At 49.1% G+C, this 13,560-nt stretch carries 13 protein-coding genes; 2 read left to right on the forward strand and 11 right to left on the reverse strand.

Features of this window, described 5'->3' with window-relative positions; genetic code table 11:
• Both AC6IB1_RS02670 and AC6IB1_RS02675 read left to right on the forward strand, forming a co-directional pair.
• Window positions 1-3,930, forward strand: coding sequence for a hybrid sensor histidine kinase/response regulator (locus tag AC6IB1_RS02670; protein WP_497566240.1), 3,930 nt, complete (start codon window positions 1-3; stop codon window positions 3,928-3,930).
• 244 nt (window positions 3,931-4,174) lie between these two features.
• Window positions 4,175-4,516, forward strand: coding sequence for a hypothetical protein (locus AC6IB1_RS02675; protein WP_497566241.1), 342 nt, complete (start codon window positions 4,175-4,177; stop codon window positions 4,514-4,516).
• 289 nt (window positions 4,517-4,805) lie between these two features.
• On the opposite strand, the gene grxB is transcribed toward AC6IB1_RS02675, so the two are convergent.
• The 11 genes from grxB to AC6IB1_RS02730 all read right to left on the reverse strand — a co-directional run bounded on the left by grxB (window position 4,806) and on the right by AC6IB1_RS02730 (window position 13,512).
• Entirely contained in the window at window positions 4,806-5,477 is a 672-nt protein-coding gene (gene grxB, locus AC6IB1_RS02680; RefSeq protein WP_497566242.1) for a glutaredoxin 2, read from the reverse strand.
• Window positions 5,478-5,764: 287 nt separating this feature from the next.
• Window positions 5,765-5,914, reverse strand: coding sequence for a hypothetical protein (locus tag AC6IB1_RS02685; protein WP_497566243.1), 150 nt, complete (start codon window positions 5,912-5,914; stop codon window positions 5,765-5,767).
• 81 nt (window positions 5,915-5,995) lie between these two features.
• A complete protein-coding gene (locus tag AC6IB1_RS02690) occupies window positions 5,996-7,165 on the reverse strand; it encodes an MFS transporter (protein WP_497566244.1) in 1,170 nt (389 codons plus the stop codon).
• Window positions 7,166-7,366: 201 nt separating this feature from the next.
• A complete protein-coding gene (locus AC6IB1_RS02695) occupies window positions 7,367-7,915 on the reverse strand; it encodes a hypothetical protein (protein WP_497566245.1) in 549 nt (182 codons plus the stop codon).
• A 206-nt stretch (window positions 7,916-8,121) separates the two neighbouring features.
• The gene (locus AC6IB1_RS02700) at window positions 8,122-9,318 is read right to left on the reverse strand and encodes a tetratricopeptide repeat protein (protein ID WP_497566246.1); all 1,197 of its coding nucleotides are present in this window, start codon (window positions 9,316-9,318) and stop codon (window positions 8,122-8,124) included.
• On the reverse strand, window positions 9,315-9,968 hold the full coding sequence (locus tag AC6IB1_RS02705) for an energy transducer TonB (RefSeq protein WP_497566247.1): 654 nt from the start codon (window positions 9,966-9,968) through the stop codon (window positions 9,315-9,317). The genes AC6IB1_RS02700 and AC6IB1_RS02705 overlap by 4 nt, the downstream gene beginning before the upstream one ends.
• Window positions 9,968-10,315: an ExbD/TolR family protein gene (locus tag AC6IB1_RS02710; protein ID WP_223173085.1), complete on the reverse strand. Its 348-nt coding sequence runs from the start codon at window positions 10,313-10,315 to the stop codon at window positions 9,968-9,970. Before AC6IB1_RS02710 ends, AC6IB1_RS02705 begins: the two co-directional genes overlap by 1 nt.
• A gap of 53 nt (window positions 10,316-10,368) precedes the next feature.
• Window positions 10,369-10,920, reverse strand: coding sequence for a MotA/TolQ/ExbB proton channel family protein (locus AC6IB1_RS02715; RefSeq protein WP_497566248.1), 552 nt, complete (start codon window positions 10,918-10,920; stop codon window positions 10,369-10,371).
• The gene (locus tag AC6IB1_RS02720) at window positions 10,917-12,263 is read right to left on the reverse strand and encodes a MotA/TolQ/ExbB proton channel family protein (protein ID WP_497566249.1); all 1,347 of its coding nucleotides are present in this window, start codon (window positions 12,261-12,263) and stop codon (window positions 10,917-10,919) included. The genes AC6IB1_RS02715 and AC6IB1_RS02720 overlap by 4 nt, the downstream gene beginning before the upstream one ends.
• Window positions 12,260-13,030: a DUF3450 domain-containing protein gene (locus AC6IB1_RS02725; protein WP_497566250.1), complete on the reverse strand. Its 771-nt coding sequence runs from the start codon at window positions 13,028-13,030 to the stop codon at window positions 12,260-12,262. Before AC6IB1_RS02725 ends, AC6IB1_RS02720 begins: the two co-directional genes overlap by 4 nt.
• Window positions 13,031-13,143: 113 nt before the next feature.
• Window positions 13,144-13,512, reverse strand: coding sequence for a hypothetical protein (locus tag AC6IB1_RS02730; protein WP_040528867.1), 369 nt, complete (start codon window positions 13,510-13,512; stop codon window positions 13,144-13,146).
• Window positions 13,513-13,560 lie beyond the last annotated feature (48 nt).

Here is a 13,560-nt window from a genome sequence, read left to right on the forward strand (position 1 = left end):
ATGCCAACCCCGCTGAACCATAACGGAAAGGAAACGCATCACAACCTATATCAACTGTTTCTCAGTGGCGGGTTAGTGATTGCTGCACTGGTATCTTCCCTGCTCTGGTTCTACCAATTCATTTATAACGATACCCACCAAAAGCTCGAATATTTCCTAAGTTCAGAAATCAACAACCTCACAGCCGCCATCACCGACTGGCATACATCAAGGGAAAGAGAACTGCAAATTATTAAAAATGATAGTGATCTGAGAGAAGGACTTTTTGCCAGCGGGGCCTATCAATCTTCGTCGTTTTTCAACGCTGGCGAAATATCCAAACACCTTGAGCTGTACCGCGACTCTTTTTCCCTCAACAATGTGCTACTTTTCTCACCACAAGGAGAGTTACTGATCAGTCTGAGTGATGGACTTAACGGGTTTACCGAGAGTGCTTTTAACAAATATATCAACGAACTTCTGCGTGTCAGCCACATTGTTAAGTACCCGGGTGGGACGCCTGACAATCAGGAACCAGAAATACATCTGGGAGTCATCTTGCCAAGTCCAGGGCCTTACGATCAACCATTTATTCTACTGGCTTCCCGAAAAAGCGCTGACTTTGAAAAGCTTTTTACCTCCCATACCCTTGAAGGCTCAAATGTGTCGTTTGCTATCAGTCGCAATGGCACAGTGGTTTATCCCTCGAGGCAACACACTCTACCCCCCCTTGGCAAAGAAATACTTTACAAACTTTCACATCCTGATGCTGCCCATCCCGCTGATCTCTTAAGAACCCTGTCAGATAAAATAGCTTTAAACACCCAAGGCTATAAAGGCCACCTTCCGACAGATTCCATTGGTGCCTGGCGCTGGCATCCTTCAATTCCCCTGGGGTTGGTGGTTGAATACGATGCCAACAATGGGCTCAGTATCCTAAAATCAACCCGTATCTATCTTATCATTGCTTTCTTGGTCGTCACCGGAGCCTACCTACTGTTTCTGGTCAAGCAATCTGGTTACGTGCTCCGCATCGGTTTCAGTAAGCGCTATCTCGAATCTATTCTCCGCAACTACGCGGATGGTGTCATCATTGTTAACGAGGAAGGTGTCGCAGTAACCATCAATGATAAAACCCTGTCTTTTGTTTGCCCACCCGCCAACTTGAGCAATAAACCCAAATTGATAGAACTCAGCACCGAAAAGAATGAACCCCTCGTCGCTATTTTGAGCAAGCTTTTTGATGCGGCGATGGAGAAAAATGAAGCGAGTAAAATCTATAAACAATCACCCGATGAAGAGACCAGTTCCCTTTGCCTGAGTCTGAAGGCGAGAAAACAACAGATTGATGACAGTATCTACGTTGTTATTAATATCCGGGATATCACGGAAAGTGCCCGGGCTGAAGCCAAGCTAAGCAAAAGCAATGCCCTTTACTCGGTGTTTAACACCGTACAAGATCTTTATATGACGACGGGCAATTCTGAGAAGTCATTCAAAAAAGCCCTGGTAGTGCTTGCAACCTTTACTGACAGCAAGCTGGCATCAATGCTTGCCTTGAAAGATAGAAATCAAAAGGTGATGTTCAAACACCAGACCACCTTTCTGGATCAAACATTTGACGGTCTTCCAGCACACCTTGTGCCTTATGCGGAGTCATCCATCCAACAGAGACGAACCCATTATTCTTCTGATCATCCACAACATGGAGAGCATGACGACAGTTTTTTCGAGCACTACGCTTTTATTCCGCTTATCACCAAAGGAGAAGATATCGGTGTTATTGTGATTGCAGGCCGCAGCAGTCCCTATACCGAAGAGCTGATCAGCTGGATTGCACCGGTTGTTAAAAGCATGAGCAGTATGCTGTACTCAGACCGTCAGGCCCAGCTAAATCAGGAAGTGAATGAGGCCTTAAGACGCGCCAAGGAAGATGCGGAACAGGCCAATGACGCTAAATCTAATTTTCTTGCCATGATGAGTCACGAGATACGCACCCCGATAAACGGCATTATCGGTATGTCAGAAGTTCTGTCCCACACCGAATTGGCTTTTGAACAGCGCCGCTACAACGACACCATTGCCACTTCTGCCAACGCCCTGCTGGACATCATTAATGATGTGCTGGATTTATCGAAAATCGAAGCGGGCAAAATGACTGTACGCCACGAAACCTTTTGCATCCATGAATTAGTTGAAAATGTCACCAATATTGTCTCTCCCCGCGTAAAAAGTAATGTCACTTTCACAACCTATACCGACCCATTACTCCCACACCAGATCACGTCTGACTTCTCCAAATTGCGCCAAATTCTGGTTAATCTTGCCGGCAACGCAGCCAAATTTACCGACAGCGGTTACGTTGATGTTTCTATCACCCAGGTTAGTCGTATAGAAAACTGTTGTGAAATAGCACTAAAAGTCACCGACACGGGGATCGGGATTGAAAAAGCACAACTCGATAAAGCGTTTGAAAACTTTTCCCAGATTGATAACTCCAGTAAGCGGCGCTACCAGGGCACCGGACTTGGCCTGCCAATTTGCCGAAAGTTTACTGAATTGCTCAATGGTGACATAAAAGCTGAGAGCAGCATTGGACAAGGATCCACCTTCACCGCCCGGTTTACGGTGGATGTCCCAGCGAACACACGGGCGCAACTGACCACATCTATCGACGCACTCCAAGACATCAAAACCCTGCTGATTTCCCGCAGTGTCAGCCAAATTAAAAACCTGCAAAAGTACTTCCGTTTCCTTGGCTTGTCTGTCACTGTCGCACGGGATGAAAACGCGGCTGCCTACACGCTATCTTCAGAAGGCGGATTTGTTTTCACTCTGGTCGATCACACAATTTCACTAGAAAAAATCAAGAACGCACTCCAACCGCCCAGCCACTCACGGAACACGGTTTACCTGGCAGATATCCGGGGTGTTTTAACGCAGGATGCAGTGCCTATTTCAGCGGCCTTAACGGCCCCCTATAACATTGAAGCCTTGAGCCAAACACTACAACAGGTCGCCAGCCTTGATGCCAGTGGCTTAAATCAAGAAGACATATTCCACCAGCTCACCCAAAAAGCACACACAGCACGCAATGCTACGATCAGCTTGAACAGAAAAGGAGTATCGGTACTGGTTGCTGAAGACCATCCCGTCAATCAAGAACTGATCACAACCATACTCACCAAACTCGGCTGTAAGACAACAGTTGCAAACAACGGCGCCCTTGCTTTTGAGCGCTTTATGTCGAATCGTTACGACATGATCTTCATGGATTGCCAGATGCCCGTCATGGACGGATTCGAAGCCACCCATAAAATCCGCCAGCTAGAATCTGAAAACAGCCTGCCCGCCGTTCCCATCGTGGCAATGACCGCAAATGTCATGAGTGGTGACAAAGAAAAATGCCTCGATGTGGGCATGACCGAATACATCGCCAAACCGTTTAAACAGGCCGAATTGATCGCCGTGATGAACAAGCTCCTCCCCGCCCCAGACGCAGAACCTTTATTACAGAATGCCACGGACAACCTTGCCGCCACACAGCGCACAATACCTGCCAAACCGGCGAGTGCACCCAGACAAGAACCTGAACACACTAACGCGTTCAGCGAAACCCTTGAGCCCTTTGACTTCTCAACACTGAAAGAAAATACCGGAGATGATCCAGCATTGATTGGTATGCTGGTTGACAGGTATCTGTCAACACAGGAAAGCGACATGAACGAACTGACGATCGCCTGGCAGGAAAATCGTTTTCCCGAGGTAAAAAAAATCGCCCACAAGATGAAAGGGGCTGCGTTAATGGTGGGGGCAGTGGACTTCTCAGTAGACTGCAAAACACTCGAACAGCATGACTTCGAAGCCGATGGCTGTCCTGATGTCTTGTACGAGAAAATCCAACAAAGTTCTCTTATGCTCTGTCAAAGAATGCAGGATTCAAAACCCTAGATAGGGCTTACGCTATCAAAACACCAGCAAAAACTCACCCAGCGTCTGATTAGTCGAACATTTGCGATTGTGCAAGTATAAAATAGTCTCTATTTGCATGTTTTTTACTAAGATTGCAAACCTAGCTGCACTATCTCAAGCATACCCTGGTCAAATACGCTGACTTTGCCTAACTTACTAAACAAACAAGAAAAAACTGTCTGATAGACAGATACCAATACTGATTATTTTAAGAGATAACGCTATGCCGACTGTAATTCCATTCCCCACTGTGGGAGGTTCATCACGTGAGCCCCGAACCAACGACATAACAGAATTAATCCGCGAAGAGTTGACCCAGCTCAGTTCTAACGAGTACATGGTGAGCTGTATTCTGGAGCGGCTGAAGTCCTTCATTGCCACTCTGGACTGTGATTTAAGTCTGGACATAGAAGTGACTGAAGAAAACGAAGCGGGAGTCATGCCGCTCATTCCTTCCGTACAGAACCTTCAAAGCCGTTTTGACGGGATCATTTCCGAGATCATCTCTGAACGGATTTTGCATGAAATTTATTTATACCATGTTGAACGAGCCACTAGGATATAAGCTTCTCCACCGGTTTTTACCTGCATAAACGGCGCTATGGCGTCGTTATTGTTAATACCTAAACGGCCTGATTCAGGGTGCCCGCATCTAGGGTCTGTTAAGTTCGCGGGTATTATCCAACGCGTTGTCGTTTCCCAACAGCCACTCTTCAAACCGGTCTGGTGTGATAAACGTTCTCTGGAGAGCAACCAAGGCCCCATCACCATGTTTCCCCTCTTTTGATAAGAAAAGACTGACAAGCCTAAGGGGAAAGTAAGGGGCAGAGTTTCCACCCCTCATTCTCAAATGATTAGACAGCTCGCGATGGTGTTCCAACGGCCACCGAATCATATAACCCTACGCCTGTCAGTTTGGAGATTTCATCCAGATACTGGCGGACATTTCCTGGATAACGCAAGCCTTTCACCACCGTGTAGTTACGAAGGTAAGGGAAAATATTGATATCATCATAAGTCAGCCTGTTGTCCCGTTGCGACGGGGGCACCAGCCAATCCAGTTTCAGCAACTCGACGTTTAACTTGGCAATGTACTCGTCACTGTTGGCAAAGACGTCCTCAAACGACATTTTGATCATGGCAGACTTGTTTTTGGTGAACCAGGCTGTCGCTTCTTCGCACTGGAATTCGGGTAAATCGATCATCATCCAGCGCGGGTAAGTCAATCTCGAACTATACTGCCCCGCCACGTCCAGCCACGCCGCAATACGCTCACCCAGGTGCCCTTCATCAACCACTGGTGCACCATCAAGGTTATCCAGATAAGCGACAATATCGAGGCTTTCGGCCATGTAACTCCCATCTGGTTTTTGCAGGATAGGGACCAGATTAGCCCCCACTTTTTCGACACGGGCATCCACGTCGTGGTTTTGCAGGTAGACCACATCAAGGTCAATTTTCTTCAAACCCGCAACCATCATAGCTTTCACACAGAATGGACAATGATCAAATACAAACAGTTTCATAAGACATCCTTTTTGAAACGTATGCGCCAGCGCGATGTGGAACATACATGACTCGAGATTCTAGAAGTTTTTGGGCCAAAGGAAAATGACCGCCTTTTATGTGGGATCACATCATGAATAATTCGTGGCCCAACATCATGGGTTTCAGCGTTATCCATTACCTAAAAATAACCACGCGGGAAAACAGGGATAACATGTATGGAACGCCTCGTTCTGGCTGACGCTTTCAGTTCTAGGGTAGAGTATGAAAACAGAAAAAGCCCGGCTGGGCTTTTTCTCATTCACATCTATTCCAAGGGATCTGTTGGTATCCAGCAATCCTCGCCGTCGTCACTGGCATCAGATAAGACGACCAGTAATCCCATCTCGACCATTTCTTTCAACGTCAGGTCATCGGCCAGATGCATGGTTTCCCCTCGTTCATTTTCCAATTCCATACCACTCACTCCTCCGTTTCAAAAGGGTGGTTCAGTAAAGATAGCAGTGTGACAAAGCGCACAGGATCATTTCTGGTGCTGTTATGCCACTATTTTCTTTGGAGTCCGTGTAAACAGTAGATAAATAAGGGGAACTGCACACACAAATGGCAATACGATTAGATTCAATGTTTGCCAGCCAAGGCTTGCCTCCAGAAAGCCCGCGGCCAATGCAGTAACCGTTACGCTGCCAAAAACGGCAAACTCGTTCATCGCCTGAGCCCTTGCTTTGTCTTGTGGCAAATAGGTTTGGGTGAGCTGGCTGGTCGCCCCGATAAACATAAAATTCCAACCCACGCCCAACATCACCAATGCTGTCCTGAAGTGCCACTCAGAAACACCGTTGAGATTTACCAGAATACAACCAACAAAAAACAGGCTGCCAAGAAGGATTGTCATACGTGCGCCAATTTTTCCAATAATAGTGCCGGTGAAAAATGAAGGAATAAACATTCCCAACACGTGCCATTCAATGACCAATGCCGCCTGCTCAAAATGAAAACCGTGTTTGTGCATGGCGATGGGAGTCACTGTCATCAGCAAATTCATGACTGCATACGCCACCACTGCCGCGATCACCGCCACCAGATACCCTGGCGCTTTGAGGATTTTTCCAACCGGGCTTTGCACATCCCGGTCGCGGGACTCAACAGCTGACGGAAGTGCAATAAAATGCAACACAAGCAAGGAAATAATATAGAGCGCAGTAATGCCGACAAATGCGCCGCTGAAATTAACGCCGGGCAACCAGTGTTGGCTTGAAATGGCCAGGTTGGGGCCGAGAATAGCGGCCAACACGCCCCCTGCCATCGATAGCGAAATGGCCTTATCTCGCACCGCCGGCTCACTCACTTCAATCGCCGCAAACCGGTATAACGTTCCAAAACCAATGCCGATACCGAGAAGCAGGGTACTTAAACAAAACAGCCAGAATGCCCCTTGGTTCAACGCATAAACACAGAGCAGCGCACCGAGAATACCGATAATATTTCCCAACCGGAAACCGTTCTTACGGCCAATTTTCGCCATGATCAACGACGCAGGAATCGTGGCCATCATTAAGCCAACAAACTGGGTGGAAACGGGCAGCGTTACCCAAGTGTCACTCGGTGAGAGCTGCTGACCAATAAGGCCATTGACAGAAATCAGCACAATGTTTCCGCTCATCAGCAGAGCCTGACAAAGTGACAACAACCAAACGTTTTTATTCATTCCATGAATACTCTGGACAGTAGGTAAGGGGTCGAGTATCTCCCACCATGTTAAGCACCGCAACCCGTTGCGAAGAACACCATCAGTAAGGGGAGGCCATAGTCATAAAGCCCTTTATTCTCACTGAAACTGGTCACTTCAGCTTGCTCAGAAACAAAAAGAGCACCAAAAAAATGGTGCCCTTATTCAGACTATCTGGCATTAAGCCGCTTCAGCGGTTTCCAAGTCTTGTGATTTATCAAACAACAGCTTGTAAGTCATGATGCCGATAACCAACGCTTTGATCACCATCATCTGAGGATTACCGTAATACGCCGCCATACCGATGAAACCTGACAGCAACATCAACTTGCGGTAATTGGGCAATGTCGTCATATAAAGAGCCAACAGAATAATGCCAAGATCGGCAAATTGCAGCGCAACAGGTAATGTCGGATCAGCAATAAAGGCCGTTACGGCGATATAAGCAATGTAAAGAATGCCTGCCGCCATCACGCTCCCCAACGCAAGGATCACTGTCTTGGATGCATTGGTAAAGTCTTTTGCATAACGATAGGTATTCAGTGAGGCCACAGAAAGATTCAGAATAACTTTTGGCCACCAGCCCATCAAAAACGCCCAAACCGTGTCATTGGCTGCTGAGCCAAACGCCGCAAAGCGGGTAAATTTCATGCTGTTAAAAATTGTGATGCCAATATAAAAAGCAACGGATGTCCATCCAAGAATATCTGTGATGAGATCTAACGTCATTCAGGGTACTTCTCTTGCAGATGAGCGCAGGGCTCGACAATGTTTTACTTGTCCGGCACCTGCCGGATTTTAACCACCTGATAACGCAACCGCGGGCGATTCTCAGGAGAGAACCGGATAATAAAGTGATATTGATGTACTAATCAACGAGTATTTTTGGGGTTTATTTCAATGGCACGTTGTCTTTGTCAGCCTGGCATCATTCCTCATGATCGGCGTTTTTGGCTAAGGTACTGAATCCACAACTCACTTTGGCTGGACGGCGTGAGTTCATGGGCACGCTTGGCATGCAACAGCGCGTTTTCTGTTTTCCCGAGCTTGTCATACGCGATGGCTTTTGCCAGCTCAATGTCAGCGGCTTTTTCTGGCTGTTGAACGTTCTCCAGCAGTGTCAGCGCTTTTTGGTAATAGCCGTGCTGAAGCGAGAGCTGGGAAGCGGCCCAGTAGTACTTCGGAGCAAGGCGTGCTGCCAGCTCCCAGGCGCCGATTGCTTTCTCCCATTCTTTCGCCTGCTGCCAGTAAGAGGCCTCCATCACGACACGGGTCACGTCCGGCTTGTTGTCTGCCCGGTTCACTTCCTGCATCAGCGCAGCCGCTTTTTCCGGCACTCCCTGTTGCTGGTAAAGCTGTGCCATCATGACTTTTTCAGACGCCGTCAGCGAAATACCGTCACGGGAAGCCAGTATCAATGTATTCAACATTTGCCGGTTATCTTTAAGCTGTTGGTAGCTGCCCACCAGTTGAACCCACCAGGTTTTGTTTTTGGGCTCAAGGGCAATCAGCTGCTTCAGTGTCCGCGTCGAGCCTTTCCAGTGCTTGAGCTGCATTTGTGCGCCAAGTTTGAGCGACAGAGACGACACGGTTGCTGCAGTGCGTTTCAGGTGTTGGTCAATGCCTTTCAGCGCATCACTGTACTGCTTGTTTTGATAGTGCGCCTGCGCAATACGAAGCCAGATTTCGGCTTTATCCCTGGCTGGTACCTGCTCTTGTCGTGTCAACGGGTAATAAAACGCTAAGGCATCACGATACCGTGACTGGATCATCAGCAAATCCGCCAGCATACGCTCGGAGGAGAGCTGTTCTTTCTCTTCCAGCACTTTGCTGTTTACCGCAGCATAAAGGGCATTGATGGCTTTAATGGGCTCGCCCTTCTGCCAATACACTACGCCCAGAATACGGTTTACAAACGCCTTGTCGAAATCAGTGGGTGCACCGGCACTTTCCAGCACTTCCGCCGCCTGTTGCCACTGCTCCTGTGATTGCAGCGTCAGTGCTTTTTGTACTTGCCGTGCGGTTGAGGGAGAAAGCTCGCCGGCTTCCACAAAGGGAACAACAAACAGTACGCCAGCCAGCAAAAGAAGCAACGAACGGCGGCGCAGACATTGTTGGGTAGAAGGCTTCATTGTGCGAGGGTGAACTCCAGTTTAACAGTCTGCCCCGTTTGTGGCTCAGGCTTGCCGTCAACGAGCAGTGGTGAGTATTTCCATTTTTTCAATGCCCTTAAGGCTTCACGGTCAAACACCCGTTTTGGCGAAGCTTCCACGACTTTCATGTCTGTTGGGCGACCTTCTTCATTAATGGTAAAGCTGACAATCACATAGCCTTCGATGCCACGTTTCAGTGCCCGGGCGGGATAGCTAGGCTGCACACGGACCAGCGGCATTGCCGATTGATTACCCTGACCAAACCCAGGGGAAGGGTTCGCTACTGCAGGCACGGCAATAGCCGGCATAGTGATGTTCATCCCCTCGACCTGAATATCCATGGATACATCCGGCATGGTTGCCTGGATTGAAGGAGCCGAAACAGCGGTGGTGGTCGCCGTGCTCATCTGCATACTTGGCGGCGGGGGCGGCACATCCGGTTTGGGCGGGGCAACGCGATCGCGACGCTCTATCTCACTCTCCGGCTCGTTCATAAACACATCAAACGCGAACAGGGTATCTTCACCCGCCTCGGAGTTTGGAGGTGGCGTCACCATGGTTGCCATCAGAGCAAACAGTCCTAACGCAATCACTATACCGAACGGCAGTGCGAGCAGCATGCGCAGCATCAGGGTTTCTCCGCTGCCAGGGCAATTTTCACGATGCCTGCACCCTTCGCCGCATCAATGACTTTGACCACGGTACCGTTGTACGCATGCTCATCTGCCTGAATGACCAGTGAGGCTTCTGGCTGCTCACTCACCAAACGGGTCAGAGTGGCTTCTACCCGCTCTTCATCGACACGGGTTTTATCGATATAGATATCGTTATTCGCTGTGACTGCCACATAAATACCCACGCTCTTTTGCGCCGTCGCATTATTTGCGGTTGGGCGGTTCACGTCCACACCGGATTCCCGCACAAACGTGCTGGTAACGATGAAGAAAATAAGCATGATAAATACGATATCGAGCATAGAAGTCAGGTCGATTTGCACATCTTCGCGTTGTTTTTGGTGACGTTGAAATCTCACGACTGACTCCTTAATGCCTGAGCCAGCGACGCTTCACGGCGCTCGCAGGTTTTCTGTAACCTTGCATGGGCAAATAGCCCTGCCAGCGCAATGACCATACCAGCCATGGTCGGCAGCGTTGCCAGGGAAATACCCGCTGCCATAGAGCGGGGCTCTCCCGAGCCTTGCAAAGCCATAACGTCAAACACCGAAATCATGCCGGTGACAGTACCAAGCAACCCCAGCATCGGACAAATAGCAACCAGAGCTTTGAGGAAATTGAGGTTGCGGTAAAGTTGGGTATGGGCATCGAAAAGCCAGCTTTCACACATCGCACGGGCTACCCAGGACGTTTTGTCTTCCCGTGAGTACCATTTTTCAACATACTGCTTTTTCAACGCTGGAAAGGATGTAGTCAAAAACAGCAAACGTTCAAAGACCAACAGCCAGCTAAGTACGGCAACTAACGCCAGCCCCCACAAAACCGGGCCACCCTGAGTCATAAAACTCTGCAGTGAATCCCACCAGTGGCCGAAACTGCCGGATTCTAAAATCATCAGTTCTGTCATGCCAGCTTCACTATCGGCGTCACGTTTTGAGTTGATTCAGACTGTTCAGCGACGAGACTGACGCCCACTTTTTCGAGCATGCCACGCAGGGTATCAGCCTGTGTGCTGAGCACATTGTGCGCGAGCAACAGCGGGATTGCTGCCACCAGCCCCATCACTGTGGTAACAAGCGCCATGGATATACCACCCGCCATAATGGTTGGATCGCCATTCCCGTATTGGGTGATCACCTGGAAGGTCTCGATCATCCCGGTAACGGTTCCCAGCAGGCCCAGCATCGGTGCCAGAGCCGCCAGCAACTTGAGCATGGAAAGGCCTTTTTCAAAGTGTTGCTGTTCATCCATGATGGCTTCCATCAGGCGAAGTTCCAGCGTATCCAGTGAACGGTCTGGCTCATTGGCATAAACATTGAGAATACGGCCAAGCGGGTTATTTCCGGGCTGTGTTGGGGTTTTAATCTGTTTATTGATAGCAATGCGGGCCCGGAACATCGAGATGCCACGCACCAGTGCGATTATCAGCCCAACCGCCAGCAATACGGCAATGATCTTTCCGACAATCCCGCCCTGCTCAAACCTGTCTATCAGTGTCGGCGTATTGGCTAACTGTTTCAGCACGGTACCGCGCGTGGGATCCAGCAACGCCAGCTCGCCTTTTGGCAGTGCTGCTAACTTCGCTGAGTTCAAACCGTCTTTTTCCACCACAGGCAATTGGTTGGCTTGCTGCCGCGCGCTGTCCCATTCCAGATAGCCTTGTCCGTTGACCAGACCCATATTGCCCAGCCGCACAACAGTCTGGTTTGAGACAACGCCCTCAGCATCACGCACACTGACCGACTCGGCACGGATGTCGCCACTGTTTTTCAGCTCGTCTCGCATGCCCTGCCAGAAAGCTGTCAATGTCGGCAGTGAAGGAAGGGATTTCGCATCTGAGATAGCTTCAAGCGCGGTATCCATGTCCGCCTGGTTTATGGTTGCCGGTGCATTAAAGCGCTCTGCATTGATTTCGCGCCCTGCCTGACGTACCACACCAAACACCTCTCCCAGACTGCCAGCCTCCAGCCGGAGGGTTTCCTCCAGCTCAGCCAATGTTTTCTCGTTGTCACTGAACATCTGGTTCAGTTGTTCTGCCTCTGCTTCCAACGCCTGTTGCTGTGCCTTGAGCTCAGACAAACGGGCTTTCAACACCTGTTCGGTCTGGGTGAACGTTGCCTCACGCACAATGTTGTGCTGCGCTGATTCAGATTGCGCAGCCTTGGTCTTAGACACCAAATCTGCGTTCACGGGTAATGCTGTCAGTAAAGATAGAGAAATCGCCAGGGGAAAAAATGACCTCATGTTCATTGTGCGACCTCCCCGCTCATTGAAATAGACAAGGGAAGTGCCATCAGTGTCGGCGGCTGTTTTTTATTGGCGACGTCATACGCCTGCTGTAATGCCTCATGCGAATGCTCGTCAATGGCTGACCACTGGTCTGTCGGCTGGTCATAGAACCAGAATTGCTCACCATTCAGGCTCCTGGCGACCAATGACAGACGGCCAAGGTGGAGAATATCCACATCCCGCTCAACACCATCAAGAGCCAGTGTTTCCTGATACGTACTCAGCTTGGCACCGTAATCCAGTTCGATTTGATACGCTTCAAGTATCCGCCGGAATTTCTCAGCATCCGCTACATCTGCACGGGTCATCAGGATTTTCAGGCTGTCAATCCGCGCCTGACGCTGTGCCCGTTTAATAGGAAGATCGGTTTCCACCCAGACTGAGAGGTCATCAATCATGCGGTACATCAGAGGCACAATCCCCTGCCGCGTTTGTGCAATCTCCGCGAGTTGCTGTTTCAGACTTGCCTGTTCTTGCTGCTGACTCTGCACCAGAGATTGGAGGTGACTACGGTAAAGCGTAAGGTTTTCAATTTCACGCACTAACCGCTCAATATCAGCTTTGGTGATTTGCGATTGCTCGTCACTGGCATCAATACGCTGTTGCGATACCGCAGCGGCGGTAACCGTTTGCGTTTCTATCGTTGCGGCTTTATCGATATCTGTCGCGTGAACAAACAAAGGCAGACTTAATAAGGTAGCCATACCATAGCGCTTAACAGCATTCATGAAATTGCGTCTCTCTGAAGCATTTACATTGTAAAATAGAACACACTTTCGTGGTTATTGGCACAGGTAGCTGATTGTCATTAACGCTACGCATTATGCCAACACCCTGTGTATTAACTGAACGATCTGACCGTGTCATAAACAGTTTTGGTTTCTTCCCACAACGCGTGTCGCGGTATAGAAATATTAATCAGTTTGTTGACGCCTGCGACCAGAAGGCTGGTTTCATCAATCGCACAGGTTTGTGGCAATACGACGATCACTGGCAAGTCGGTCGCCACCCGCAACCGTTTTACATCCGTCAAACATGGTAAGACACCTTCACCAGCAAGGAGGATAAGATCGAAATGTGCTTGTCTCAACGCCCTTTCTGCCTGTTTAACATGCAACACCCGCGTGACGTTGCAACCGTAGTCTGAAAGGGTGCTTTTTATCCATCCGCAAGGAGAAGTCACTGTCTCGATAAGCAGTAGCTCACGCATTGACTCTAACACCAATAATGATATTGATTCTCATTACTATCTCATAGC

The sequence above is a fragment of the Grimontia sp. THUN1695 genome (assembly GCF_059704325.2).